The sequence below is a fragment of the uncultured Roseobacter sp. genome (assembly GCF_947492555.1).
Taxonomy (GTDB): Bacteria; Pseudomonadota; Alphaproteobacteria; order Rhodobacterales; family Rhodobacteraceae; genus Roseobacter.
In genome coordinates this window covers 1-26,685 of the sequence record NZ_CANLNE010000006.1, presented here as the reverse complement: position 1 = coordinate 26,685, position 26,685 = coordinate 1, and the positions used below count along the sequence as shown (strand labels likewise).

At 64.3% G+C, this 26,685-nt stretch carries 20 protein-coding genes; all 20 read right to left on the bottom strand.

Going from position 1 to position 26,685, the window contains the following annotated elements; translation table 11 throughout:
• Positions 1-4: 4 nt before the first annotated feature.
• Positions 5-3,319, bottom strand: coding sequence for a hypothetical protein (locus Q1A07_RS20530; protein ID WP_299784129.1), 3,315 nt, complete (start codon positions 3,317-3,319; stop codon positions 5-7).
• Positions 3,316-4,677 carry an ATP-binding protein gene (locus tag Q1A07_RS20525; protein ID WP_299784127.1) on the bottom strand — a complete coding sequence of 454 codons (1,362 nt, stop codon included), beginning with the start codon at positions 4,675-4,677 and terminating at the stop codon, positions 3,316-3,318. The genes Q1A07_RS20530 and Q1A07_RS20525 overlap by 4 nt, the downstream gene beginning before the upstream one ends.
• On the bottom strand, positions 4,670-7,960 hold the full coding sequence (locus Q1A07_RS20520; RefSeq protein WP_299784125.1) for a contractile injection system tape measure protein: 3,291 nt from the start codon (positions 7,958-7,960) through the stop codon (positions 4,670-4,672). Before Q1A07_RS20520 ends, Q1A07_RS20525 begins: the two co-directional genes overlap by 8 nt.
• On the bottom strand, positions 7,957-10,149 hold the full coding sequence (locus tag Q1A07_RS20515; protein ID WP_299784123.1) for a hypothetical protein: 2,193 nt from the start codon (positions 10,147-10,149) through the stop codon (positions 7,957-7,959). The genes Q1A07_RS20520 and Q1A07_RS20515 overlap by 4 nt, the downstream gene beginning before the upstream one ends.
• Entirely contained in the window at positions 10,146-10,991 is an 846-nt protein-coding gene (locus Q1A07_RS20510; protein ID WP_195822703.1) for a hypothetical protein, read from the bottom strand. Before Q1A07_RS20510 ends, Q1A07_RS20515 begins: the two co-directional genes overlap by 4 nt.
• Entirely contained in the window at positions 10,988-14,896 is a 3,909-nt protein-coding gene (locus Q1A07_RS20505) for a hypothetical protein (RefSeq protein ID WP_299784116.1), read from the bottom strand. The genes Q1A07_RS20510 and Q1A07_RS20505 overlap by 4 nt, the downstream gene beginning before the upstream one ends.
• Positions 14,897-15,045: 149 nt before the next feature.
• Positions 15,046-15,960 (bottom strand): hypothetical protein, encoded by a 915-nt coding sequence (locus Q1A07_RS20500; RefSeq protein WP_299784114.1) that lies wholly within the window; start codon positions 15,958-15,960, stop codon positions 15,046-15,048.
• Positions 15,957-16,388 (bottom strand): GPW/gp25 family protein, encoded by a 432-nt coding sequence (locus tag Q1A07_RS20495; RefSeq protein ID WP_299784112.1) that lies wholly within the window; start codon positions 16,386-16,388, stop codon positions 15,957-15,959. The genes Q1A07_RS20500 and Q1A07_RS20495 overlap by 4 nt, the downstream gene beginning before the upstream one ends.
• 2 nt (positions 16,389-16,390) lie before the next feature.
• Complete coding sequence (locus Q1A07_RS20490; RefSeq protein ID WP_299784110.1) at positions 16,391-16,681, bottom strand: PAAR domain-containing protein; 291 nt, start codon at positions 16,679-16,681, stop codon at positions 16,391-16,393.
• A gap of 15 nt (positions 16,682-16,696) precedes the next feature.
• Positions 16,697-18,460 carry a type VI secretion system tip protein VgrG gene (gene vgrG, locus Q1A07_RS20485; RefSeq protein ID WP_299784108.1) on the bottom strand — a complete coding sequence of 588 codons (1,764 nt, stop codon included), beginning with the start codon at positions 18,458-18,460 and terminating at the stop codon, positions 16,697-16,699.
• Between the two features lie 9 nt (positions 18,461-18,469).
• On the bottom strand, positions 18,470-19,162 hold the full coding sequence (locus tag Q1A07_RS20480) for a peptidoglycan-binding protein (RefSeq protein WP_299784106.1): 693 nt from the start codon (positions 19,160-19,162) through the stop codon (positions 18,470-18,472).
• 3 nt (positions 19,163-19,165) lie between these two features.
• Positions 19,166-19,339: a hypothetical protein gene (locus Q1A07_RS20475; protein ID WP_299784104.1), complete on the bottom strand. Its 174-nt coding sequence runs from the start codon at positions 19,337-19,339 to the stop codon at positions 19,166-19,168.
• Positions 19,339-19,794, bottom strand: a complete 456-nt coding sequence (locus Q1A07_RS20470; protein WP_299784102.1) for a phage tail protein — start codon at positions 19,792-19,794, stop codon at positions 19,339-19,341. The genes Q1A07_RS20475 and Q1A07_RS20470 overlap by 1 nt, the downstream gene beginning before the upstream one ends.
• 5 nt (positions 19,795-19,799) lie before the next feature.
• Complete coding sequence (locus Q1A07_RS20465; RefSeq protein ID WP_299784100.1) at positions 19,800-20,258, bottom strand: phage tail protein; 459 nt, start codon at positions 20,256-20,258, stop codon at positions 19,800-19,802.
• 20 nt (positions 20,259-20,278) lie between these two features.
• Positions 20,279-22,456 (bottom strand): cadherin-like domain-containing protein, encoded by a 2,178-nt coding sequence (locus tag Q1A07_RS20460; protein WP_299784098.1) that lies wholly within the window; start codon positions 22,454-22,456, stop codon positions 20,279-20,281.
• Between the two features lie 13 nt (positions 22,457-22,469).
• Positions 22,470-23,207 (bottom strand): hypothetical protein, encoded by a 738-nt coding sequence (locus Q1A07_RS20455; protein WP_299784095.1) that lies wholly within the window; start codon positions 23,205-23,207, stop codon positions 22,470-22,472.
• Positions 23,207-23,779, bottom strand: coding sequence for a DUF4255 domain-containing protein (locus Q1A07_RS20450; protein ID WP_299784093.1), 573 nt, complete (start codon positions 23,777-23,779; stop codon positions 23,207-23,209). Before Q1A07_RS20450 ends, Q1A07_RS20455 begins: the two co-directional genes overlap by 1 nt.
• Positions 23,780-23,902: 123 nt before the next feature.
• Positions 23,903-24,505, bottom strand: coding sequence for a hypothetical protein (locus Q1A07_RS20445; RefSeq protein ID WP_299784091.1), 603 nt, complete (start codon positions 24,503-24,505; stop codon positions 23,903-23,905).
• Positions 24,502-26,103 carry a transporter substrate-binding domain-containing protein gene (locus tag Q1A07_RS20440; protein WP_299784089.1) on the bottom strand — a complete coding sequence of 534 codons (1,602 nt, stop codon included), beginning with the start codon at positions 26,101-26,103 and terminating at the stop codon, positions 24,502-24,504. The genes Q1A07_RS20445 and Q1A07_RS20440 overlap by 4 nt, the downstream gene beginning before the upstream one ends.
• Positions 26,100-26,685, bottom strand: a 586-nt coding sequence (locus Q1A07_RS20435; protein WP_299784087.1) for a methyltransferase domain-containing protein, incomplete at its 5' end; no start/stop codon positions are given. The genes Q1A07_RS20435 and Q1A07_RS20440, both read right to left, overlap by 4 nt.

Below are 26,685 nucleotides of genomic sequence, written 5' to 3'. Positions count from 1 at the left end.
TCGGTCAGGGTTTCGGCCCGTTTTTGACCCGTTGCACGAAATTATACCCGATGATCAGCGCCAGTATCGCGATCAGCCAGATCATGAACACCCCCGGCCAAAAGGACTCGTGATCGCAAACGTCCAGCACGAAGAGCATGGCGATCACCACCCCCATACCGATCCAGACAACCCCCAACCGGAACGCCAGCTGGTTGATCGCACCGCTGTAGAAAGACCGCACCGTCAGCAGCAGTACCACTGCAAAAAGCCCCGCCGCCGCAAAGGCGATATAGGCACGGTTGGGGCAGGCCCAGGTGCAGACTTGCACCACCGACGTCTCCAATCCGCTCAGATGCGCGGGCAGTCGGGACTGGTTCCAATCGAGCGACACAGCCTGACGAATCGCCGGGAAATCCGGGTCCTCCAGACGCGGTACCGGCCAGAACCCGACACCTGAAAAATTGTCCTCGAAATAGATCACATCATCGATGAACTGCGAGAATTTCAGGGATTCCTCATTGGCTGTCTCATTCGCCTGCTGACGCTGGAACACGAACTCATGGCCGCCGGGCGGCAGGATGGGCACGATGCTGCGCAAGATCTCTGACCGTTCCTTGCCCCGGAAATTGCTGCGGTCCATGCGCGCGCGCAGCGTCTTTTTCGTCTCTGTCGTGGGGCGTTCGAGGAAGATCAGGATCTTGTGCACGATCTCCGCCTCCAGCTGTTCGCGCTGGGAAAACTGGCCCTCTTCCAACCCATCCGCGCGCTTTTGCTCTACCATCCGACCGGTCAGCAGCAAGTCACTCAGATCGCTCAGAACGGGCTGCGTGCCGGGCACATCCACCATGGCAAAATCGACCGCGACGTTGATTTTCTGATGATCGGGCTGGGGCAGCTTGTCGTGTACGGCCTGCACGATATCGATGAGGTTCTGCACATTCAGATCGCTCAGGGTCTTACCCTCGTAGCTCTCGAAAATCAGCGTCACCCCGTCCGGATGGGTCGGATCAAAGAAAGTGGGCAGCGCCGCCCGAATGTCCGCGAGGCTGGTGGTCGGGATACGCTCAAACGCCTGCAGTTGCTTGGTGATATCCGTCGTGGCCCGATCAATCTCGCGCGCTGACCAGTTAGACCAGTCGCGCAGATCAAAGGCCACATCCGCCCGTGCCCGATGCCGGTGGGCCGAATTGACGAAATCGCGGCGCGCCTCAATCCAGCGGTCCGCATGCAACAGCGACAGGTTGCGGTTTGCGGCATCCCCCTGCGGGTTGGCATAAGCCAGCTCCATCCCGTAAAAGGCCAGGCGGCTGACCAGACCAAAGTCCACCAGTTGCAGCGTGGGGGCAGGCGGGGCCTCCTCACCTTCGGGCGGTTCGGGTGCGTCCTTCAGCGGTGCGAACCAGAAGGGATAAAACCCATAGACATCCGCAGTCGGCGGGCGGTTAGGCACGCACCCGCAATCGGGCGCGGCAAGCGGGCCAAAGACGCGCTCCTTGAACGGATCCTCGACGGTACGTTGCGCCAGCGCCGTAGCGGCCTGGATCAGAGGAACGGATAACAGCGGCTGACCTTCCGGCGCATCCGGTGCCGGGGGGACGGCATCCAGCGCGGCGCGGAAGAGCCCGGCGCTCGGGTATTCCACACCCACCAGCGACCGCATCCGCTTCGCAAGATCGACCCCGGTTGGGTCGTCCACTGTCGTGCCAATATCAGGCAGGCCCAGAATACGCGCCTTCAGCGCTGGCGTCAGGGACCATGTCGAAACGATGACCGGTTCGATCTGCGCCATCTTGGTCGCAACGGCTGTGTCGATCTGACCCTGCGCCACCGGGCGCAGGATCCGCCGCACATCCGCCTTGAGGATTTCAGGCTGGGTTGCAGGCAAATAGTTGCTCTGCGCCAGCGCATCGCGGAACGGCTCATTGAGCACGGTGCTGGCAATCGCCAGATCGGTGGCATCGGTCACGCCCACCACCTCCGGCAGGGGCGGCAGCTCGAACTCCGGCACGCCTTCGGGCCGCGTGTCCAGCACGGGCGCTACCGGTTCCGCCGCCGCTGCCAGCGTCGTGGCCGCCAGTTCAACCTCGGCATTGATCGCCTCGGACACCGCTTGGGTGACGGCCGCCGTCAGGCCGGACACCAATGTCGCCTCATCAGGGGCGATCCGACCGATGAAGGGCTCAACCACCGGCATGACATCCTGCAGGTCTTCGATGAAACTCAACGACTTGGTGGCCTCTTCATCGATCAGGAACGCCCGACCCAGAAAATCGGGCCCAAGCACCAGCGCCCTGATCTGGTCCAGCGTACATTGGTCCAGCACTGCTTGCAGGTTGGTCTCCAGCGCTGCCCAAAGCTGTGCGGCACTGGCAAATTGCAGCTCCTGTACCGCGTCAAAGGCAGCTTTCAGATCGGCGCTTTCCGTCAACGCGTCGAGGTTTTCCTGTGAGAAGGCGAAAAAGCGGGTGGAACTGTCGGTTGTGTTCACCGTGCAGGAGGCGGGTAGCGGGCTGGATGTCGGCTCATCCGGCACCAGAGGCGCCTGGGACTTGCTCGCCTGATATTCCTCCAGCAGCGCCAACACGGCGGGGGGCGAGCCCATAAGGCGCGGCAGCCTGTCGCCGGAGGACAGGGTCAGCCACGCGCCGAACGTGTCAGAACTGAGATCGTCAATCGCGTCCGGCAGCTGCACATCCATCTGCCCCAACCGCGCCATGGCCGCGAGGAAATCCTCCCCGGTCCCGACAATCGGGAAGGCCTGACAGATATCCACCAGCGCGTAGCCCAGCTCTGGCCCCGCCAGCAGATCGAGCGCTGTCTGCACCGCCTGCGAACCCAGGGTTGAGGCCGTCCCCAGTGCCGCACAATCCGCGGGAGGTTCCGCATCTGTCAGCACACCAGCCGCCATCTGCGGCCCGGCGGCAAGACGCAAGGCAATCTGCGAGGTACTGTTTGACGTCGTCAGTTGCGACAGCCGGTCGGGCCGCAGAGCGATGCTGCGCCACTCGGGTAAAAGTGCCGACAGCGTGCCGTAGTCCGTCGCCAGATCAAGCGTTTGCGCAATATCCGTCCCCGCCCCTTTTCGCGGCACGTTCTGACACAAATCCGCCAGCGCCGTCCGCGTCACAGCCCCCAGCCGTCCGTCCCGAAGATTGCGATCATCCCGTTCAAGCGCTGCCCGCAACCCGGTCTGCACGGTCGCAATATCATACCCTTCCAGGGCATCCTCATTGAGGTTTTGGAAATCCGCGCAATTGGCCAGCACGGCCGCAGGCGCCACAAGGCAAAGGGCGACAACTATGCAGAGGCGGGTCAAAACTCGGCTCAAAACGCTCATGTGGTGCGTCCTTCTTTGCGCAACTCAGTTGCAATGGCGTGGTCGAAATCTTCGGCGGCCACCTGGGACTGACCCCGCCGCAACGCGGTGATCGCCGCCGTGCGCACCACGTTGGAAATGGCCCCGCCGACCAGCGCATGTTTCTTTGCCATCGCGGCCACATCGACATCCTCCGCCAACGGCACTTCAGCCAGCACATTCGACCAGATCTGCAACCGCTGGCTGGCGTCCGGCTTCACAAAGCCCACCGACATCTGGAAGCGCCTGAAAAACGCCTCGTCGATGTTGCTGCGCAGGTTGGTGGCGAGGATCACAAGGCTCTCGCATTCCTCGATCCGCTGCAGCAGGTAGGCCACTTCCTGATTGGCATAACGATCGTTGGAAGTGGTCGTCGCATTGCGCGCACTGAAAAGCGCATCCGCTTCGTCAAAAAACAGGATCCACTCACGCTCCGCCGCCAGATCGAACACCAACCCGAGGTTCTTTTCCGTCTCGCCAATGTATTTCGACACCACCATGGACAGATCGACCCGGTAGACATCCATGCCCGTGCGCTTGCCCAGCAGCGACGCGGTCAGCGTCTTGCCGGTGCCGGGCGGGCCGTGAAACAGCGCCTTGAACCCGCGACCGAACTGCCGGTGCAGGCCCCAGTCCGACAGGATCTTGTCGCGGTTCTCCAGCCAGGCCAGAATATGACCCAGCGCGTGGTGCAGATCGCTGGGCAGGACCAGATCGGACCAGTCCAGCGCCGTGGTCAAACGCTGCGCGGGAAAGCTCGGCGAATAGTCGGGCCGCGGGGCCGCCCCGTCACAAAGCGCCACGATTCGGTGCACCGGCAGCGTCAATATCTGGCCGAATGCAGGCGTATCGGGATTTGTCGTGCTCAAGGTCACACCGGCCTTGCGGCGCAACGGATGGTCCGCGTCAAACATCGACATCGCCGCAATCCGCGCCGTCGTATCCGCCCCCGCCAGCAGGAACAGCGCCGTTTCCGCCGTCGGCTGGAAGGTTGTCGCAGTTGCCCCCGTACCGCCGAATTGCGAAAACGCCCGGTCGATGGCGGAATTCTTGACGAAAAACGGATCGAGGATCGCAGAGTTGACATGCGGCGCGATGGCCAGCGCCAGCACCAGGCGGGCACCCACATCGAGATCATTCTCCGCAATGAGGTCCCCCAGGGCAGAGCCGACAAGAGCCTGCGGCGCGGGCGGCAGATCACAGGCACTCTCGGGCGCGTCAAAGAAATGCGTCAACCGCGCATCGATGACCTGCGCCAACCATGTCAGTTCCGCCGCCACGGCCAGGGCGTGGGGCGTCCCGCTGTCCAGCGACAGGGACAATTCGCGGCCATCATCCATCCTGCGTCCTCCAGATGACGTGACAGGGCACCGGCATCCAGGGCAGGGCGACCACCGTGTCCAGCAACCACGGCAGGCTGTCGAGCAGGACATCGAAGGGGCCGGGATCTACCCGCAGATGCGCCCCCGTTGCGTCAACCCAAAGCTGTCCGCCCCGGCGGATGAACGCCTCCTGCAACCCGGCGGGGGACGTCTGTCCCAATGCCGACCATTGCGCGATGACAGACCGGATCAGGCCCTCGATCAGTTGCGCCTCTTCCTCTGTCAGCGGCACCGGCGGCGGGGGTGTGGCGCCCTCTGGCAGCCCCAGCAAAACGCGGGCCAGCGGATCGAGGGGAGCCACCGCCTCCGCTTCCCCAGCCAGCGCGGCAAGCACAGATCGCGCGCGGCCCAGCTGATCCGGCTGCAGGTCGTTCTTTTCGGTCAGAAGCTGCAGCCGGGAAAAAAGCAATTTGTAATAGGGGTGGAACAGAACAAGCCCCGCCTGATGGCTCAGAATGCGGGGCGTCGGCCCGGCGTCGGGTGTTTGAGGCTCCGCCATATCGGAACCGCCAGAGGATTCAGGAGCGGGATGACTTATCTCATCGAAAAGCTCTTTCAAACCACGCAAGACCTCTCGCCGCAGTGCGGGCGAGTGGCCCGAGACCGGGTAACTCAACCGCGCGATCACGTGGCGCAACAGGGTCTGTTGGTCTTCGATCTCCGGACTGGCAAAATCCACGAGGTACCGCAGGATGACGTTCTCGCTCGGCGCGGTTGGCCCGGCCCGCGCGATCAGGTCCAGCAGCACATCCGCAGACAATTCGGCGACCGGGTCACCGTCCGCATCTTCCGCCCTCTCAAATGCGCCACTACCCGGCCGTGCCCCGGCCTTCGCTTTGACAGAACCCGGCACCGCGTCCCAGACCATATCCGCGATGGCTATGATGTCGGGCGCGGCATCGCCAAAAGCGGCTTCAACGAGGACAATCGCCGAGGCGGTATCGGTCGCACCCGTGCGCAGGTGATCCGTAGCCGGATACCGTGTCTCCGACCGATCTGATGGTGTGGGGGGCGCGCCCTCACCATGTCCCTCCGGATCGCCGGTCACACGCCCGGTATCCGATCCGCGCGCGCTTTCTTCCGATCCAGCCGTCGCGCCGATATCAACCCCATCCTGCGCGTCCGGTGTCTGCGGCCCCGTTGGGTAGGGTTGCGTCTGTTGTCCCGCTTTGGACGTTTCGGACACAGCGGGAGACGTACCCTGCCCCGTCTGACCGGTTGTGCCCCCTCGACTGGGAGAGGCATCCGTTCGACCGCCACTGGTATCCCTTCCCTCCAATGGCCGGTTCACCTTACGGGCATCATCGTCCGGCGTATCTTCCAGGTGATCCTCAGACCACTTCGGCGCCCGCTCTGAGACACCATGTCGGGGACCGCGAATCTTTGCCGTGTGCGACTCTGAGACTTCGGGTTCTAAGCCCGGCGGCGCTTCAACGTCACCCGACGATCCCATGGACCCAACCTCACACTGGGGCGGGTCTCGTTCCAAGGCATCACCCGGCTCCAACTGAGCCGGATCGGAACCTGCGCCACCTTCACCCGAAGAAAGTCCGTCGCTGCCCTCCGCCGCCGCTTCCGACGAGGGCGTACAGGAGATATCTGCGTCAGACCCCGCACGGCGCGCGGGTGTACCACGGTCTTGGTCCCCTACTCCCTTGGTTTCAGAGACCCCAGCATGCGGCGGAAATTCATCCGTCCCGCCCAGAGCGGCATCAGAGGCAGACAGGTGCGCTGCGGTGCTGACAACGTCCTTGGCATTGGAGGCTGACCGCTGCGATTCAACGTCAGCAGAACTTGGCGAAACGGTGTGCCTGAACAACCCGGGCGCATCGCCGTCAGTATCACGGATTTGCGCGGGGTGTAGGGCACCTTTGGGCGGTGTGACCCTCTCGCCATCTGACCGCGCCCCCGCCAACACAGACAGCACCCGGGTCCATTCCGTCTGATCCCCGTCCCGTTCAACCGCACCGGCATCATTAGCCTCCGGAGACACGCCGCTGGTTGCCGCAGTCTTCTCCGCACGTCGCAGGGCCTCGATATCCACCGCTGTCTCGTCCAGAATGGCAGATACAATCGCCACCAATGCCCTCTGCCGGTGCGCGGTGGTCGCGAGGAACCCCTGAATGGCCTGGTGAAAACCTGAATTGCCGGCGGGCACCAGTTGTTCAAGGATGCGCATCAGGTCCTCTGCTGTCTGCGCCACAAGAAACGCGGCTACCGATGCGCGCTTTGCTTTCCAATCGGCCCTTAATCTATCCGCGTCAGACATATCTCCCGGAACCCACGGCGATCGGGCGGAACGCGCCTCTGCGGTTCTGCCCGGACCGGGGACATCCGTTTCCCGCACGGTGCGGAACCGCGCAAATGACCGGGCCTTGGATCTCTCCAAAACACCATGCTCCGGCGGCCCGGCGTTCGCGTGAGGGTCCGCACCAATATCAGCATCGGCGCGTAAAAGACCCGCAGCCTTCGGATGCATCAGCAGCCGCGCGGTCAGTGTCGTCGCATTGCGGCGCGCGATCTTCAACGCATGACCGGCCCGCGTAAAAATCTCGGTCAGGGCGGACTCCACAGTGCCGATATCTCGACCTGGGCCCTCTCCTCCCTCCAACAGAACGCGCTGCAACGCCTGTCGGTGAAACCCATCCGGCAGGCGCGCCAAGGCTTTCTCAAAACCCTGCGGGCTGCGCCGGAACGCGGCACGCAGGACCGCAAACACGTCCTGATCCGGTCGGGCGACAAGCGCCGTGATCTTGTCGGAAACCGCAGGCACACTTGGCGCTTCGCGCCCCGGGGCAAGGGGTATAATCGCACCACTGCGAGAACTGGCCACGTCTGACGAAGCCGCAGCCGGGTCATCGACAGAAGGGCGCACAGGCCCCTGCGTTTCCACCACCGCCAGCCGGTCGGCAGGCGTCCCGCCGTCCTTCTTTTTCTGCAGATAGGGCGCCAGCGCCGCAAGAAGCTGCACGCGCAGGGTTTCCCGCAGACTGGGCCAATCCGGCGCCGCGGGCCACGCCCCAAGATCAATCTCCAACGTCTCGATCCAGGCGTCGCAACCGGCCACGCTGTCATCCGCAAAAACATCTTCCAAGGCAGGCAAAATCTCTGCTCTGACCTGATGCGCCAACCGCTCCGGCGTGCTCAGCGGGCCGGACTCCGCTGAAACCGCGAAATCGGCCTCGAAACGGCCGATCCTGTGGCGCGCCTCCGCATCATATCTTGCCGGGCGGGCGCTCACGCGACACCCTCCATCTCATGCAAAAAGGCGCGCAGGTCAGCGCGGGCATCTGTTTCCGCCCCTTGCTCCTCGATCGCCCGGCGCAGCTCCCGAAATCGCGCCATCTGCGCCATGTCCAGCCATTGCAGGGTGACAACAACATGCGCCGGCGCCAGCTGCTGCACCAGCTCCGCGACATAGCTGCGATAGCTTGTGCGCCGGGTACGCGCCGTCCACCCGGTCAGCACCAGCGTGGCGCTATGCGCCGCGAAATCCGCATCCGGCCCGCGCAGCAAGACATCTTCCACCAGACAAGCGCATTCCGCCTCTTCGTGCAGCCCCCGCCAGCTGGCCCGCAGTGCGTTCACCCGCGCCATCGCCTCGGCTTTATCCGCCGTGGTCTCGATCTCGTAGAGCATCTCGGCATCGCCGCTGTCGAAGAGCACGGCGTAGCGCCCGCCGCTGACAGGACTGATCACAAAAGCATCCGCATCCGCGGCCCGCTGAAAGAGATCCGGGTGCATCGCGCCCTCCCTCACCCAGGGGGTCAGGCGTGGCAGGGCCTCACCGGGCAGCGGGTCAACCAGATCATCCCGCGGCACGATCATGTCAAAGGGGTTCAGCGGCAGCAGCAGATCGCGGCGGGCAAAACCGGGCGCGGGCAAATCGGCCTGATCATCCAGAACCCAGCCCAGCTCCTGCATCCTGCCGGGCGCGGCGGCCCAGTTTTCAACGGCAATATCCGCCAGCAACCCCAACCGCGCCATGAACCCGCCGGGGGCGGGTCCCGTTGGTCCGGTGCCGCGCGCGGCGTTCAACTCTGGCAAGGCGCGAAGATAGGCCAGCCGCCAGAGCAGGTCAAAGCGCTGGCGCGCGGCGACGGAACGATACTGGTGCAGCCCGGAATGACGGATGGCGGGCAGGGTTTCGCCCTGTATGGCCAGCAGCAAATCCAGCAGTTTGGTCCGGCGCGCATGCACAGCCGGATCATCCGTGTCCTGATCCGTCTCGGCGTCAAACAACGCGGGCAGCTGCGCCAGCGCCTGTGACATGCCCTCCAGCTGTGTGTTGATCGCATCGCGATACTGCACAAAAAGATCATCGACAGGCGCTTTGGGCGTGGCGGGGTTCTGCACCGCCCGCGCGGAGGCGCCATAGAGCCGATAGATCGCGGGCAGCATGTCATCCACATGGCTGCGGGTGAAATCCCGCCGCCGCCCGTCTTTCAGCACCGCCCAATCCGCCTCTGCCAGATGGTGGTGCGCACGCGAGATATTCTCCGCCGACACCCGGATGTACTCTTCGTGGATGCGGTTGTGATCAAGTCTCAGGCGGTTCTCGCCGACGCGCAGATCCAGCTCGATCTCCTCCGCAGACTGCGGCAGAACAAGCGCCAGATAGCCAGGTTTCAGCTCCTCCTCCGGGTCCGCCACCGGCAGCTTGCGAAAGGACAACTCACCGATGTCCCGGATGCCGGGGATCGCGCGCAGCCGCGTCAGATGCACGTCGATGTCGGGGATACGCTCGCCGGTCTCCGCCCGGGGGCGAAAGAACAGCTCCGGCTGGGCATAGACCGCGTCGCGGGTGGCCCCATGCTTGCGGTCCCGTGGCGCTGTGCGGCCCCGCAGGATGGCCGCGACATGATAATAGAACCGCGCCGCCACCCGCTCCGGGTCCGCCGTGGGGCTGACGTCGATCCGACCACTCAGCACGGTATCGCGTTTGCGCGCGATGGTGATCTGTCCCAGATCGGTGGCCAGTGGCCGCCTCTGCGCAAAGCACGTCGCCAACTGCGCCGCAAGGGCGTCTTCATCCACATCCCCCGCTTCCGGCTCAGAGGGGATGACCACCACATCGTAAAGCCCGAGGCGCGCGCCCTGCGTGACCCAGGCACTCGAAACGCCGGGCTGGTCTGACAGGTAGGAGGTCAGATCCAGATCGGTGACCGGGGCCGAGGGCAGTACCGCGCGCGGGTCGTAAAGCGCGAGATCAAAATACCGCAGCTGGCCGTCCGCATCCGTCAACAGATCGCGGATCGGATGCGCCGTCTGATAGCCGATCTCGCTGAGCGCGAAACAGGTCTGCTCCAGCAGCGTCACACCCGGATCATGCAGGTTAAAATCGGTCCAGATGTTGCCGGATGCGGCCTGCGCAAACTGTACCGCCTGCGCCCGCAGGCTGTCGAAATCGGTGGCCTCGGGCGCGCTCACAGCAGCCCCGCGTCGCGGTCGCCTTCGCCGCGCGACCCGCCCATGGTGGTGTCAAACCACAGCCGCGTCAGCCCGTAGCGAATGACCATGCCCTTGCCGAACCGCGCGTTCGAGCGGATCTGCAGCTTGAAGAAATGCCGCCCCTCGCCCGCCACCCAGCGCAGCTTCAGCCGGTCGGCATAGCTGCCATAGACCGCCGTCTGCGCCTTGATGCTGCGCCGCTTGAACAGCCAGTTCAGGATCGGATTGCGCGGATGATAGGCGTTCATCGCAATGGCATGCAGCATGGAATAACGCCCCGTGCGCGGCGTGCCGCCCACCCCTGCCATCACCTCAAAGGCCTGACAGCCGGTGATGTCGGGCGTGATATCGTGCCACCGGCCATCGGCGGGCACATGCGGGATGTCGGGGGAGTTCACTCCGATCCGCCCGCCCATGCGCGCCACGCCATCGACATCCAGCCGCCAGTCGGGCGCATCGGTATTGATGCCCGCGCGCCCGTCCGCCGTGAAACACAGACCCAAGGCCTTCGGGTTCTCGACACCTGCCGCCGGATCAGCCTGCGCCAGAATGCCCTGCTCGGGCCGCAGATGCAGCGCGCCTTCGGCCTTGCCATGCTCCATCACCCAGGCCGGGCGCGGCGCGCCAAGCCCCTTGTAAAGGCTCATCACCCGCAGCGATGTGCCCACGGAATTCAGCTGCAGCCCGTCGCCCGGCGTCTTGGAAAACCCGTCCTCGACCTGGTTGACGCTGCTGTCGATCAGATCCCGGTATTCACGCGCGGTCGGCAATGCCCCGTCGCGGAAAAACGATTTCAGAGTGGTGCGATCCTGTTTTGTCACGAGGGACTCCTTTGACCGACGATAAGGTTGCCGCCCACAGACAGTCGGCTGATCCCGCTTTGCACCGGCGTTTCATTCTGCGTGGCCTGCACCACCGTCAGCGCATGTTCCGCCGCCGAGAGCGGCAGGCTCCACGGACGCGACCCGCGCAGGCTGGGCCCGAGGGTGCCGCGCCAGTCGCTTTGCGCGGAATCGAGCAGCACATGCGCGCCCGCATCATCCGCCGCCAGATGCAGCAGCGAGAAATCCGTCACCCCGCGCACGTAGTCGAGATCGTTGATATGGGCGTTGAGCATCTTGAGGTTGAGCGACCAGCCGAACCGCCCAAGCTCTTGCGGTGCCGTCCAGACCGACAGGAACCGCCGCAGATCGCGCTGCAACCGCTGCGCCATGGCCCCGTCATCGCGGTAGGGGTCAAAGGCCAGCTTGGCGCGCACCAGCAGACGGTCATAGGTTGGGTTGACCACTTCCACATGGGCAAAACCGGGCGCGTGGGCATCCACGTAATCGCGGATGCGCTGCAGGGTGCTGACATCAAACATCTGTGCCGTGGGCTCGGGCGGGGGCTGTCGCACCACCACCAGCATGGCCTGACCGGGCGCGGGGGCGGGATCGTCACGGCGCAAACCCGGCAGGCATTTCGCCATCCAGACCTCCGGAAAGGCATCCAGCACCAGCCGCTCTATATCCCAGGGCGTGACCGCCCGCTTGCGGTGCCGCAACCGCTCCGCCACGCGGGCGACAAAAGCATCGCGATGCTCGGGCGGGCGCACGTCGGCAGGGGTCGGAATTTCGGTGATCGCAGCAATGCCCGGCTGTGCGGGGTTGAAGGTCCAGACCCGATCAAGGCTGCGGTCATGATAGCTGCCATCCGTGCACGTGGCCCAAACACCGTTTGTGCGCAAGTCCGACAGGTCCGGGAAAACGCTCAGGTCCGGCTCGGTTGCCACCGCCGCCATCCAGACGCCGCCAGCAGGCATTTCCGGCGAATGCTGGGCGGCATCCTCGGGCAGGTCCACCATCACCAGCCCCGAGCGCATCAGCCCGGCGGTGGTATCAGACGAGATCGCGGTATCGGGCAGCTCGGTCCAGCCATGGCTGGCCAGATAGAACCATTTCACCGGGTTGGGCCGGGGCACCAGCCGCAGATGACCACTCTCTGCCATATCGAACAACAGCGGCACCGGGCCGGTGGCATGATCGCCCGTCAGATGCAGGAAAAGATGCCCGAACCCCAGCCTGCGCGGGAAAACCCCGATCTCGCGCAGCATCCGGTTGGGAAAGACCTCGACCCGGCCAAAGGGGTTGATCTGCACGATCCGCTCACCCGGGTTGGCGGCATCGGGCGCGTTGACCTCGATGGACGCCCGCGCCGTGTAGGACAGCTCGAACGCATCGATCTTCGGCACGAAAGGCGCGGGCGGGATCTTGCGCGCGGGAAAGGGCAGCAACCGGGGTCGCATCGCCTCGACCAGCGCCAGCGGATATTGATCGGCGTGAAACCCGCCTGCAGTGCCCGACAACGTCAGGCGCACGGCCCCCGCGCGCAGGCTTTGCCGCGCGGTGAACATCTCCGGCGTCAGACGGCCAGGTGCGCGCACCGAATGCCCCTTGATGCGCCCGCCGAAACTGCGCTCGGGCGTCAACTCCCCGGTCACCGGTAGGGTTTCAAAAAGCGGCAGCGGCGCGTCACTCACCGGTTTCCAGCCGTCGCCGCTCAGATAGGTCACCGACAGTTTCGGCTGCGGGATGTCGGGTTTCCCGGCATAGCTGGCGTAATGGGCGGCAAACCCGCCCAGGGGGTCCGGCATCTCTGCCCAGGTCAGCGTGACGGCGATTTCCGTCACGGGTTTCTGCGCCATTTCCGGGCTGGCCACGATGAAACTCGCCCCATCCTGTGGCCGCGCACCGAAGGGCAGGAACGACTGATCCGTGGCCAGCGGCCCGTCGTCCGACCAGGCCAGCAGCTTTTGCATACCGGTTGCCGACACCTCGATGTCAATGGCCTCCAGCGTATACATCTCCAGAAAGGAAACCGGGCAGATACGCGGATTGGCGGCATTGCGCAGCATCAGGGTCGGCGCGGGCATCCCCTCTCCTGCCGCGACGGCAGGCATGCCCGGTGCCAGCACCAGCACCAGCGTGATCCCTGCCTGCCCGGCTTTGCCCGAGGGCAGCACCTGACTGACCGACGCGGTGATCGGCCCGTCCTTGGTGCTCAGCGACAGGTCAAAGGCATCGCCCAGAAGCTTCTGGAACAGGTCTTCCGGCGTCAGGCTGTCCGGCCCGTCGGCAAAAATCTCAAGGATCATGGAGGCGGGCACATCGCCGATGCCCGTCAGGTCGCGCACCCCTTCGGACAGCGCCGCGCGGTGCGTCTCGATCTTGTTGTTAAGCAGATCGCGGAAACCATCTCGCGGGAAGGGCACGCGCTCAATCAGGCAGAGCGTGACAATCCTACCCAACAGCAACCGCAGCTGCCCCGCCGTCTCGATCCGCGTCGCCAGATAGTGATAAAGCCTGCTGAGACACAGGCTCTCCCCCGCCTCGGCGGCCATGCGCTCCGCCCCTTTGGCCAGCGACTGAATGCCTGCCTCCAGCTTGCCCGGAAAGAACGCCCGCACCAGCGCGGGATCGGACTGCAGGGTGACCAGCGTCTCCGCCGCTGCCGGGGCCTCTTCCGAAAACCGCACCACCTCTGCTGCGTCGGGCAGCGCGGGCAGGCCGGACGCCCGCTGCAGCACCAGCGCCACCTCGATCCGACGGGTGCCCTGCGCCAGCGCCAGCATGGGCGAGCTGATGTCGAGCCCCATGCGCACCGGCCCTGCGGTGCCTACGGAAAAAACCCCTGCCCCGGCGGATTGCGCCACCTCCGGTTTCGGCTGCCAATGGGTGAACTGCAGGCCGGTGATCCCGCCCAACTCCGCGTTGAAGGATATCTGCGGGTCCGTCTCATAGGTCAGGGTGGCCACGGATTTCAGACGGGTGGAGCTGACATGCACCGGCGCTTCGGTGGCAAAGCGCTGTACGCTGTTGTCCGGCTTGCGCGCGGAGAGCGTGGTGCCTTCCGGCAGGAACAGCGCCTGCGGTCCTGCGTCCAGATGCAGCAGCACCCGTTCCGGCGAGGCCGGGGCCGCCTGCTGACCGATGATGTCCTCGTAGTAGAAATGCACAAACCGGTCGACCACCCCGTTGATCACCCCGTCGACCTGCAGCGCCGTCTGCAGCTCTGCCACCAGCAGACCCAAAGCCGGGTCCATGTCGCCGGAGTTGATGCGCGCCTCAAAGGCGGCAATTGCATGGGGGCGCAGCGTTTCCACCGCGTTGCGCAGCAGCGCATGGGTCGAGCGGTAGGCCGTGACCACCGCCCGCGCCTGGGTCAGCGCATCGCCCCGCACGCGGCTGACATTGGGGATGATGCTGCGCACCACCCGCAGGATGCCGGGCGGCGCGACGCCGGTCAGCCTGACAAGCCGCGCCTGCAGATCGGCCTCGGCATTCAGCCGCTGGATCTGTTTCGAAAACGGCGAAGATCGCCCGGTCTCCAGCCGTGAAATCCAATCCTGCAACCGCCTCGCAAGCTCAGAGATTACCTGCGCGGCCCGCTCCGGATCGGTCTCGATGGCCCGGTCAAACGCAAAGGCCGCCTGGCGCACGTCGAAGGATGCAAGCTCCGAACAAATATAGGCCGGTTCGGACCGGAAAAGCCGCACCCAGGGGCCGGATCTCTTGGGCCGGTCACCCCGTGGCACATCTTTTGCGTGCAGCCTGCGCCCGGCCTTGCAAAACGCCTCGGCCAGCGTTTCAGGCCGCACATCCGTGCGACCCCGGTGCAACGCAACCGGCAACCTGTCGCTGCTGAGCGACCCCGGTGTTACAAGAATATCATCCCAATTTCGATGCACGGCAGCTATCGACACCTCTGGCAGTCATTGAAACAGCGGCCACCCCTGGCCAAAAAACCTGAGCAATCATAAACGTTTGAGAACAATAGGAGACCTTTTAACACTATGCGTCCGCTTGCCTGATGCAAGCAAAACCGCAGTCCTTGACCCTATAACGGGTCGGTATTTCCTTCCCTTTCAGGTTGTGTTGCGATGAAAACACCGCTGAGCGTGCCGACATCTCCGGCAATAATGAATGTCCCCCCGAAACTGTCCGGCGGGCCAGGCCGGTCAGCGCTGGCAAATTGCGATGATTCTAGCAAAGCGCGAATCGGCGTCGCCGCACGCCCGGCCTGAAACGGGATCTGGCGGCTGCCGTCTTGCTGCGTGAAAAACACCTGCCCCTGTCCCGAACTGGTCACCCGCGTGCCGCAGAGGCCAAGCCGCGTCCACTGCACGCCCTCGAACGGCAGACCGGCAGCGCTTGCGTCCACGGTAAACTGCGCCTGCTGCGATCCGTACCCGATATCGGCGGTGAAGTCGGCAGTCTTGACCGTGGTGACCGGCGCCCCCGCGTCGGGGGATGTCGTCAGCGTCAGCTGCACCTTGCCCACATAGACCACCCGGCCCGTCGTCGGGATTTCAAAACCGGTCGGGCTCGGCCCCACCACCACCGGACCGTCGTAGTCAATCCGCTCCGCGCGGTAGGTCATCGTATAGGCGGCGGGCAGTTGCCCGGCGATGCCAAGCCCGTCAATCGGTGTGGCCACCGACCGGCGGGACCCATCCAATGTGCCATCCTCCTGCGGGCGAATGCGGCGCAGGGTCTGATCGTTGAACACCAGATTACGCGGCAAGCCCTTGCGGGATGTCTTGCCTGTCACGAAGAACACATCGCTGCCCTCGGACGCCACCGGTTGCCGCAGATAGGACCCGGCCAGCCGCTTGCCTTCGCGCCGGGTCACGACGCAGGGTTCATCCGGTGCCAGCCCAAGCAACTCGAACGTCTTGCTGGTCTGCACCGCCTCCACTGCGCCACAGCCCGCCAGCGCAAAGACCAGCAGATATGTGACGGCAGCCTTCATGCAGCGGGCACCGGTTTCTGCGACACAAGCGTCCCCTCGGTGAGGTAGAAGGGAAACACCATGTTGTGCCGCTCGTTGGTCTCTATCACCGTGTAGGTCAGCGTCACCGCCAGATGCCCCTCCAGGGCCTGACGCACGTCCACGGTCACCGCGCCGAGCTTGATGCGCGGCTCGAAAAACAGGATCGCACGCGAAATCGCCACTTCGATCTCCGCTTCGGTCTCGCTGTTCATCGGCTCGAACACCAGATCATGCAGACGGCAACCGTAGTTGGGGTGCATGATCCGCTCGCCCGGGCGGGTCTCCATCAGGATGCGCAGGCTCTCGGCGATATCCTCTTCGGCCTGCACCAGACGGGCTTCGCCGGTGCCATTGTCAAACGCGGGCGGGAAGGCCCAGCCGCGCCCCAGGAAAGATGGATCAGCCATCCCTAACCCCCGATCATCACGGTGGGGGCGCCCAGCACGATGCTGCCCCCATGCGAGGTGGAATCGCCCATGCGCGCCGCGGGCATGCCGCCGATCAGCACCGTGGCCGACCCTTTGACGATGGTCGCAGGCGGACCGACACAGGTGCAATTGTCACCCAGAACCGCCGCGGGCAGGCTTGCAATCAGCACCGTGGCCACGCCGGGGCCGATCACCGGCCCGCCGACATGGGGCACGATCCCCGTCACCATCGGGCAGGTCTGCATATCCGTGATCCGTGCTGCTGGTGGCATTGCCCTCTCCTCCCCCTAGTTGATCATGACCATCGCGCCCTTGACGGTCGTCTGCCCGCCGGAGCTGACCTCGGCCGTGGCCCCGCCCTTGCCGGTGAACCCGACATCGCCCTCGGCGGTGACATTCATGCCGCTGATGCTGGTGTCGCTGGTGGCCGCGATGGTCACCGCGCCCGTGGCCGTCAGAGAGATGTCGCCGGGGCTGCTCAGGGCGATCCCGCTGCTGGTCATCTCGATTTTATTGCCGGTGGAATCCTGCAGCGTCACGCTGGTGGCATCATCATCCATCGTCACCTTGTGACCGCCGGGCGTCTCGATGGTGATGATCTTCTTCTCCTCATCGAACGTCAGCTTCATCGCCTCGCGGGTCACGATGCCCTTGATGAAATTTTCCGCAGTCGGGGTCTCCGCCTGCGGGGTCTTGGCATTATGCACCGACCCCAGCACCACCGCCGCATTGGGGTCTGCATTCAGAAACCCCACCAGCACCTCGTCATCAATCTCTGGCATGAACTGGATGCCCGCATCCTTGGAGGCATAGGGCTGCGCATAGCGCGCCCAGACCTCCGGGGCCGGGTCCGCGATCATCGGCAGCTTGATCTTGATCCGCATCTTGCTGTCGGGGTCTTCGTCGAGCTTGACCACCTTGCCGACCTGCAACCCGTGAATGGGCGCGGCCAGCCCGGCGGCACTTTCGCCCTCGAACCCCGGCGTATCCACGTTCCAGCTGTCGGGCAGGCCGAGCATGGCCTCCGTGGTCCAGGCCCCCTCCTCGATGACCTGCCGCACGCCGCCGACATAGGCATCGCCGCTGAAGCGATCGCCCAGCCCCACCAGTTCGATCACCGCGCCCGGCACGGCCAGACCGGACCCCTGAAAGCTGCAGGTGCCCTGGATCGAGGCCAGCACCGTGCGCAGGGTGCGCGCATCGGTGACGAGTTTCAGATCTGCCGCCGGGATCTCGCGCGGGGTGCTGAGCAGATGGTCGCGCGCGCCCAGCACATCGGCCAGATCAGAAGGCGTGTAATTGCCCCATTTGCCCGTCGCCGGGTCCTTGCCTTTTTCCTGCACGATCTCCTGCGCCACGGAATCCCAGGCACTGGCCTGCGCGCCGCCCAGACTGGTCTGGGCATCCACCCGCGCGTCAAAGCTGATCATATCGATCCCCAGCGTGACCGTCAGCACCGCAGAGCCATCCGCCTCGGGCGGCGCCGAGGTGACCTTGCCGTCGCTCACCGTCAGCACATGACCGTTCCGGTCCGCAAGGCTGCGCAGATAGCCCCAGTCCGTGCAGGCGTGGCGCAGGATGTCGCGCGCCGTATCCGTCGTTGCGGTCACATCCGCCGACAAACCCGCATCCGACAGGATCTGCGACATCACATCGCTGTCTTTCTTCTGCTCGTAAAACGCGGATTTGCGCGTGTGCGTCAGCTTGGCCGCCTTGTCGATGCACGACAGCTCCAGCCGCGGCGCGCCCCGGGTGATGCGCAGACGCTTGGCGATGATCACCCCCTTGAAGAGCTCCTGATCCGACCCATCCCCATAAGCGGCGGCCATGGAAATCTCCGACCCGATCTTGAAATCCGACCCATCCGCCTCGGGAAACTCATTCTCCGCGATGGACCCCGCCATCAGCACCAGCTGCGCCTCGGGCAGACGCCCCACGCCCGCATCCACCTGCACGCGCGCGATCTGCAATTCGTCATCGATTGCACTGCCCGCCACTTTGATCGTGACCGTGATCGGCCCGTCGGCGCCGGTATTGGGACTGTCAGCCATCGGTCCCCCTCATCGCATCGGCGGAAAGCGCAGCAGCGTGTTGGGCTGCAGATCGCGAAAGGTGTCGAGCTCGTTGATCCGGGCAATCTCGAGGTATTTGCTGACGTCCTTGTAGACCCGCTGACAGAGCAGCGGCAGCGTATCGCCCTCCTGTACGCGGATCACATGGGTCATGTCGGGGGATTTGCGCTTGGCCTCCCGCGCCTCTTCCGCATCGGTCTTGGCCTCGACAAAATCCAGCTTGATCTTGGCGCGCAGCGCCGAGCCATCGGGATGAAAGAGGTTGTAATCCACATTCAGCGACGTCAGCCGCCCGAAAAACGCCTTGAGCCCCTTGCCCCAGATCACCTTGACCGGCGTCGGCTCGTGCTCGTCGCCGTCATAGTCATAGGCAATGGTGCGCAGCTTATCGATCTGCTCGGCCACGGTCACACCGGCGGCATCGGGCACGACACCGGTGCCGTCCAGCACAATGGTGAACCCCAGCTTTTCCGCCTCTGAACTGGCGAATTTCGCCACCGGTGCCGATTTTCCAAGCGCGCCCGCCGTGCTGCTGCCCTCGCCGGTGCCGGAGTATTTCAGCCCGAAACTATGCGAATAATCCTGCGGGTTGATGGTGGCTTCAAAGGTATTGGCCTCCCCCTTCTGCTCCTTGATCTGCCCGTTCTGGATCTTGCAGCGGATGATCTTCAACTTCGCCATGGATCAGCGATCCTGCGACCGGCGCTGCGCGTCCGCCATCATCTCCCGCATGTCCTCCAGCAGGTCGCGCCGCATCTCCGCCAGCGCCCGCGCCAAATCCACACGCTCCTGCTCGGCGGCCCGCGGGGCGGGGCCGAACTGTCCCTTGACCACCAGCGATCCGATTTCAATCGCCATCACATCATCCTCTTCAAAGTCGTGTAGGCCAGCTCGATCGTCTCAATGGCCAATTCGTTTTTCATCGCATCGAAATTCCCGACGCTCCATTTCACCGGGAAGGCATTGCCCACCGACCAGGAGGCCACCGGAATCCGCATCTGGTTGAGCAGCGAGACGGTGATGTCCTTGGGCACAATCGCCTCGGCGAAATCCCCCTCCAGCGTGCTCTTGCACCATTGCACCAGCCCGCTGGCCGATGTGGTCATCCCGCGTTTCAGCTGCAGATTGCTCCGGGCCGCCGGTTTCGGCAGCTGATGCACAAAGCGGTTCTCGCCCCCCTCCACCAGCGGCTCCAGATCGATGCCGCTCTCCAGCCCGCTGACCTCCTGAAACGCCATATCCGGCACCGGCGGGACCATGCCCGCAAACACCACCGAAAAATGAAACGCGACAGGAGGATCAAACAGGTCCATCAGGCTCAGGCGTTCTCGATCACAAAGCCTTCATGCGCGATCTCGATGCTCTCCACCGCGACCTCATTGCCATCGGCCTTCAGATCCGTGCCCGTGACCTTGACCGGAAAGGCGTTCTGCACCTTCCAGACCATGGTCGGGTTCTGCCCCTCATCCAGCAGCGAAATCGTCAACGCCTTGCGGGTGATCGTGTTCATCTTGATCTCGGCGAACCAGTCCCAGATGGCGTTGTCCTTGGCGAACACCCCCTTCTTCATGGTGATATTGCCGGTTTTGATCATGCCGGGCATCTTGATGGTGGAAAACACCGGGTTGTTGCCCGCCCGGTATTCAATGGCCTCGCTCTCGATGTCGAGGCCCGAGACCTCCTGAAAGGCCAGCTCTGTATCGTCCCACTTGACCTGAAAGTGGAACTTGGGAAGCGGCCAGATGGCCTGCGTTTGTGCGGAACCGTCGTCTGCCATGTCTGATTTTCCTCTCTAACTCAGGATTTCTGCATTTGCTGCTGGAAGGTGATCTCGATGAATTCCGCAGGCCGCGTCACCGCCACCAGCACGGTAATCCGCAGGATGCCTTCCAGAATATCCACCGGCGTCATGGTCTCGCCCAGGCCCACATGCACCGAAAACGCATCCGTCGGCACAGCGCCTGCCAGACCGCCCTGTTTCCAGACCGAGGTCAGGAAGTTCTCGATCATCGACCGCATGGTGACCCATGTTTGCGCGTTGTTCGGCTCAAAGACATAGGCCTTGGAGGCCAACCGGATCGATTCCTCGATCATGATCATCGTCCGCCGCACGTTGATATAGCGCCAATCAAGCGAGTTGCCGTCCAGCGTCCGCGCGCCCCAGACCAGCGTGCCCTCGCCCACGAACGGCCGGATCGCGTTGATCGACTTGCCGGTAGTGGAAACGTTGAGGTTCTCCTGCTCCTCGTGGCTGATGTTGACCATCGGCGCCACCACGGAATTCAGCGAGACATTGGCAGGCGCTTTCCAGACCCCCCGGCTGTTGTCGACCATCGTGTAGATGCCCGCCATCGCCGCCGAGGCGGGCATGGAATTCATGTAGCCGGTGATCTCGTTCATCACATCCGTGTACATCGGCACCACCGCGCGCAGCGTCTTGTCGATGGTCTCGGGGGACGGCCCGTCGGTCTCAACCCCGTCCTGACTGTCGTTCATCAGGATGCGGATTTTCTGCGGCGGCTGCACCGCGCCACCGACCTCGATGGTATAGCTGACCGTGGCCTCCGGCCCGACAAAGTCGGGGTCCGGCGCAAAGGTGACCTTGCCGCCGCTGCCCACCTTCCAGGTGCCCACGCCTTCCTCGGTCTTGGCCTTGCCCGCATCAGTGTCCGCATCCACCAGCTTCACGCTGGCCTTGTCGCCATCGGGATGATCCGCCGGGACATCCACCACGACAGAGGTGCCCGCCGCCACGGCAGGCGCGTCCAGCAGACCACCCACAACTTCCACCGCAATGGTGCGCGCATCCGTGGCGATCTCATTCTCATCGGTCACCACGAGGTCGAACTGACCCGCGTTGCCTTTCTCGGGGTCATGGATAAAGCTCACCTCACCCGCTTCCAGCTGCGCCTGGGTAAAGCTGGTCAGCGCATCTGTGCTACCGGTCTTGACCAGCTTGCCCGCCATCGCGTCTTCGTCGCCCTCGACCAGATAGGTCAGCCCCTCGGCATCGCTCTCGTCATCACTGGCGCTGATGTCGGTGGTGGTCAGCGCAATGGTCCCGCCCTTGGGCAGCGACAGGGTGAAATCCCCCATCAGCACCGGCGCTGAAATCCGCTCGATCTCGTGGCGCAGCTCGTCCGATTTGCCGACACTGCGGCGCATCAGCCCGATCAGCGTCTTGCGGCTGCCCGGCTCGATATTCTCAAAGGTGAAATCGCGCGACTGATAGATCGAACTGTCGAGCCAGGGGTAATAGGCCGCGCCGAAATCGAGGTTGTTGATGCCGATGTCATTGCGGAAGGTCGCCACCGGGTTGCCCAGCGGATCGGCCTGCGGCAGGTAGCCGCCCGACATGTCCAGAATGGCAAAGCGGTTCTTCATGTCGTTGCCGCAATGCTTGAGCATCGCCTGCTGCACCTTGACCGCATTCTGCCGCACCAGCCGCGTGGTCTCGGGGATCACCACCATCGTGGGCTCCGGCTCCTTTTTCAGCCGGGTGATCGCCGCCAGCATCGCTTCGGCATCGATCTCATCCGCGTCATAGGTGCCGATGGAGGTCACATAACAGGCGCCGCCCCCGTTCTGGAAAAACAGCCGCATCGCACCATACAGAGCAAAGGCGCGGTTCTTCTGCACCAGCTCATATTGCTCCTGCCCGCGCGGGCCTTGCGTGGTGAACACCGCCCGGGGAAGTGCTGCAGGCTTGTCCGCCCCCTTCGCCGACAGGGGCGAGACATCATCGAAATCCTCGTAAGCTTTGATCTCGAAACTCGGCTCCGGCGCACCACCGAAATAGCTGTGAAACTCCGACATAGAGGTGATCCGCCACGGCGTGCCGTGCAGCGAAACATTCCCGTTCATCGCGGTCTGCGTATACCCGATGAAGGCAGGCACCGCCGTGGCAACCTGAACGACCGAATTGGGAAACGCACTCTTCTCGACGACATATACACCGGGGGTCTTCATAGCCATTGTGGGCTCTCCTTTACCAAAGCGTGACGAAGATGTCGGATTGCAGGCGCGCAGGCGCACCCGGTTCCGGGATGGGTTTGAACGGGGGGGCCGCCGCGGGCAGCACAGAGACCAGTGTCTCCGGCCCGAAGGCGCCTGATTTCTGCAGGGCAAAACGTTCGCCGGGCCGCGCGCGGGCGGCCAGCGCTTCAGCGGTGCGGATCACCCGGGCGGGCCGACCGTCGGGCAGATCCAGAAGGCCCAGGTCCTCGAACCGCATCTCACCGGCGCTGTCGATCACCTCCAGCCCATCCAGATCGCGCATGCCGACCAGATGATAGGCCCAATGGCTCTCCACCGCCTCCAGCGACAGCGTCAGATCGCGCAGCCCCTCTGCAGGCAGGTCAATCTCCAGAACACAGATATCCGCACCCAATGTGCGGGGGGCGTCAGAGGGCGGCGCATCGCCCGCCTCCGGCAGGCCGACCTCCGCCACCTGCAGCGGGGCCGCAACCGCCGCCGCCCTGCCCCAGACCACGCCGCGCGTGACCTGCATCACGTGATCCGATTGCGCCGTGACGGTCAGCCGCACGGCATCCGGCCGCGCCTCTGCCTCATCCGCCAGCACATGCACCACCGCGCCACGCTGGCGCAACAGGCACCCGGCCCGGCCAAAGCCCTGTGCATCGGTCGGGGCCACCGTCACCGGCGGAACCTCGGAGCCGAAATACGCATGCCTCAGCGAGAGGCGCAGTATCTCGGCATAGGCCATCAGACGGCTTCCGCTTCGGCCCGCTGCGATGGCGCGGTAATGGTCGGCGTCACACCGGCAACCGCGCCCGCATCAATCAGAACCGACCGCATCTTGAACATGATCGACGGCACATAGCGTCCGCCCAGATTGGACCACAGCTGTGAAATCTCATCCACGCTCAGGTTGCTCACCTCGACCGTCAGCTGCGACAGACCCGGTGGCATATCGGGCGTGTTCTGCGGCGTGAAGACCGGCTGCGCCTGAAAGAACATCAGGGCAGCAGAGATCAGCTTGAGCCCCTCGCCGTAAAGATCCGCGTCATGGCCCGAGGCCACGATGAAATAGACATCCACATGCATCGGCTGCGCCTGCGCCACCGGCCCTACCCCGCCGCCCGGGCGCGATCTGGGCACCGCATCGCGGGAGATATTGGTCAGGAAAAGCGCCAGCCGGTTACGCGCGGCCTGCGCGGGTTTGCCGTCGGCATCGGTCAGCGAGGACAGATTTACCAGGTCTTCGGCCACCGAAAACCGCACCCTGAGGTGATCATTCAGCCGATCACGTACGAGTTGAAGTGCCTGGTCAATCATCGACAATATTCCGCCCGCCACCCGCCTACGAAAACGTGTGGGCGGATAGAAAATTCAACTTTAGTTTGAATTTACCGTACCGACCCGCCGCCAAAAAGCAAGCGCCCTTTCCCTTACGTAAAGTTAACGGACCCGAACCAAAGCCTTAACAAGGCCCGTCAGCACCAGCCCCGAAGCCAAAAACCAAAGCGAAACATAAAGATAAGTGACAAGCAGGAAGGGTGCGCCTTCGTTCTGGGAAATAATGATGTTTGCCCGGCCCACGATCTCATCCGCGCCGATGACCGACGCCGTGGCAGAGGCCATGATGATGATCAGGAAGTACTGCACCCAGGCGACCCCAAAGGTCTCCCCGGCGCCGGAGAGGCCTTTCTGGCGCTGCTCGAAATAGCCGCGCGCCTGGTCCGAGGTGAAACCGATCACCGGGAAGGTCAGCGCCAGCGTTGCCTTGATCCAGAGCGGCACCGCCATGATCGTGCCGCTGATCTCGACCTCGCTCGGAATCATCGAGGCCATGTAGAACAGCAGCACAAAACTGGGCACATTGCGGCAGAGGTTGGTCCCCAGATGCGCCAGATGCCCCGCCCCGAGGATGCGGCGCGCCCGGAGCCAGCCCAAAGCGCCGCCGATTATCGTTCCCATCGCCATGGACAGCACCGAGATCAGCAGGTTGGTCCCAAAGCCGCCCGCGAGATAGCCGGTATGGGTCAGCAGCACCTCGATCATCGCGCGCCCTCCCGCACGACCCAGCCACGCAAACGCCGAAAGAGCCACAGCACCCCCAGCATCAGCAGAAAGTAAAAGACCAGCAGCCCGTTCATGAAAGTGGCCACGTCGCCGCCCTCGGAGACAATCAGATTGACGGTCGACACCAGCTCGGCCAGCGCAATCGCGCTCGCCATGCCCGCCGCCTTGACGATGTTCACGCAGGCCGCCACCAGCCCGTCATAGGCGCGCTGGAACGCGCCTGGCACCAGCGCCCAAACGGTAGCCTCGGGCCGTGTGCTGCGTTCCTGCGCCAGCGCGTGCGACAGCAAAACCGCGTTTGTAGAGCCTGCATAGAGTGACAGGATCAGGGCGGCGACCCCAAAGGCCCCCGGCGTGATCAGGTCCGATTGCGCCAGCACACCGCCCAACCCAAAGAACACGATGTACATCTGCAGGATCGGCGGTGTCATCCGCGCGACCGTCACCAGAATGCGTTGCGGCGCCAGCAGCAGGCGCGCCCAAGGGCCGCGCCCGCGCAGCGCCGCCTCCATCATCCCCAGCGCCAGACCCACCGTCAGCGCCCCAAGGATCGCCACCGCCGAGAGCGCCAGCGTCAGCCCCAGCCCGCGCATCAACCGCCCCCGGCTGTAGGCATCGTGAAAAACCCGCAGATCAATCCCGGTGCGGTCCCGCAGGGTGAGCATCCAGGCAGGCGGGGGCTCGGTCTCTTCGGCCTGCGGGAAGGGTGGCGCGCCCAGACAGGGGGCGGGCAAGGGATCCCCCCGGCAGAGCGACGGCTGCGCCCAGGCCGCGTTCAGCCCCTGCAGATAGGCGCTCTCCCCGATCTGCCATTTCCGCTCCAGCGCCAGAATATGCCCGGTGGCGTGCCACTCTCCGATCATCGCAGAGATAAACCGCCCCAGCGTCGCCTCGGCCTCGCCTCGCGCCACGGCAATGGCCCAGGGCGTGACCAGGATACGCTCCTCCATGACGGTATAGGGATCGTCCGCATTGGCCAGCACCCGCTGCACCAGCGCCGTATCGTCAAAGGCCCAGGCGACGCAGCGCCCAAAGGACAGCGCCATCTTGGCTTCGCGATTGGCCGGGAAATACTGCCCCGCCACGCCGTAGGTTTCTTCCAGCGTGCGGTTGTAATAGGCGCCCTGCGTCATGCAGACGGGCTGCCCGCGCAGGTCCTCCCACGACTGATGTGCCCGGTCTCCCGGCCCGTAGGCCACGACCCCGCTCGAATAGTAACTGGGCTCCAGCAGCCCCGCCTGCGCCCGCCGCGTGACCGTGTCGCCCATGGTCGCGATCACCACGTCAATGACCCCCTGATTGACCCGCGCCAGCCGGTTCGAGGCGGTGACCGGCACAAGCTCCAGCTTGACCTCCATCCGCGCGGCCAGTGCGCGGGCCAGATCAGGCTCTAACCCAGTTATATTGCCCTCTGCGTCCAGCATGCCCCAGGGCGGGTAATCGGTCTTTACCCCCACGATCAGCGTGCCGCGCTGCAGGATATGCGCCAGCCGCCCGTCGGCAGCCTCCGGCAGCTGCACCTGCGCCAGCATCACCTGCCCCCACAGGCAGAAAACCACGCTCAGAAACCGGATCACGGCACCGCCACGGCAATCAGCCCATAGCCCAGCCGCGCAGGGCAAAAACGCACCAGCAGGCTGTCGATCCAGCGTAGCGGCGCATGGGTGGTCAGCAGGCTTTCTGGCAGCACGCTTTCGGCGCGCAGGCTATCGACCCGGAACCCCGCCTCAGACAATTCGGCGCGCAGGTGGTCCGGGTCGTAAAGCTGATAGGGCAGCGTAACCTCGGTGCCCTCCATGGTACGGGTGTAGCGGATCAGCCCTTGCGCCGCGGACCCCGCCGCCCGCTGTTCCCGCAGGAAGCGCCGCGCCTTGTTAGGGACTGATATCAGCAACCGTCCTGTCTCCGGTTTCAGCAATCGGTGCATCTGGCGCAGGGCCGCAATCCGCGCGGCCCGTTCGTCAATATGCGCCAGCACGCCAAAGAGGCACAACACCAGATCGGCCCGCCCCTGCGACGTGACATGCGCATCCAACATCTCCCTCTCCGGGCCCAGCACCTTCAGGTCGGACCACCCCATCTCCGCCGCCCGCTCTGCCAGCATCTCCAGCGCCGCGGTGTTGATGTCGAACCCGGCCGCCACCCCTGCCCGCCCTTTC

Coding starts and splice junctions, on each gene's coding strand:
- Q1A07_RS20445 (WP_299784091.1), bottom strand. CDS start 24,505: ATGATCGAGGTGCTGCTGACCCATACCGGCTATCTCGCGGGCGGCTTT.
- Q1A07_RS20450 (WP_299784093.1), bottom strand. CDS start 23,779: ATGATTGACCAGGCACTTCAACTCGTACGTGATCGGCTGAATGATCAC.
- Q1A07_RS20460 (WP_299784098.1), bottom strand. CDS start 22,456: ATGGCTATGAAGACCCCCGGTGTATATGTCGTCGAGAAGAGTGCGTTT.
- Q1A07_RS20480 (WP_299784106.1), bottom strand. CDS start 19,162: ATGGCGAAGTTGAAGATCATCCGCTGCAAGATCCAGAACGGGCAGATC.
- Q1A07_RS20475 (WP_299784104.1), bottom strand. CDS start 19,339: ATGGCGATTGAAATCGGATCGCTGGTGGTCAAGGGACAGTTCGGCCCC.
- Q1A07_RS20495 (WP_299784112.1), bottom strand. CDS start 16,388: ATGGCTGATCCATCTTTCCTGGGGCGCGGCTGGGCCTTCCCGCCCGCG.
- vgrG (WP_299784108.1), bottom strand. CDS start 18,460: ATGGCTGACAGTCCCAATACCGGCGCCGACGGGCCGATCACGGTCACG.
- Q1A07_RS20530 (WP_299784129.1), bottom strand. CDS start 3,319: ATGAGCGTTTTGAGCCGAGTTTTGACCCGCCTCTGCATAGTTGTCGCC.
- Q1A07_RS20500 (WP_299784114.1), bottom strand. CDS start 15,960: ATGAAGGCTGCCGTCACATATCTGCTGGTCTTTGCGCTGGCGGGCTGT.
- Q1A07_RS20490 (WP_299784110.1), bottom strand. CDS start 16,681: ATGCCACCAGCAGCACGGATCACGGATATGCAGACCTGCCCGATGGTG.
- Q1A07_RS20455 (WP_299784095.1), bottom strand. CDS start 23,207: ATGGCCTATGCCGAGATACTGCGCCTCTCGCTGAGGCATGCGTATTTC.
- Q1A07_RS20525 (WP_299784127.1), bottom strand. CDS start 4,677: ATGGATGATGGCCGCGAATTGTCCCTGTCGCTGGACAGCGGGACGCCC.
- Q1A07_RS20470 (WP_299784102.1), bottom strand. CDS start 19,794: ATGGACCTGTTTGATCCTCCTGTCGCGTTTCATTTTTCGGTGGTGTTT.
- Q1A07_RS20465 (WP_299784100.1), bottom strand. CDS start 20,258: ATGGCAGACGACGGTTCCGCACAAACGCAGGCCATCTGGCCGCTTCCC.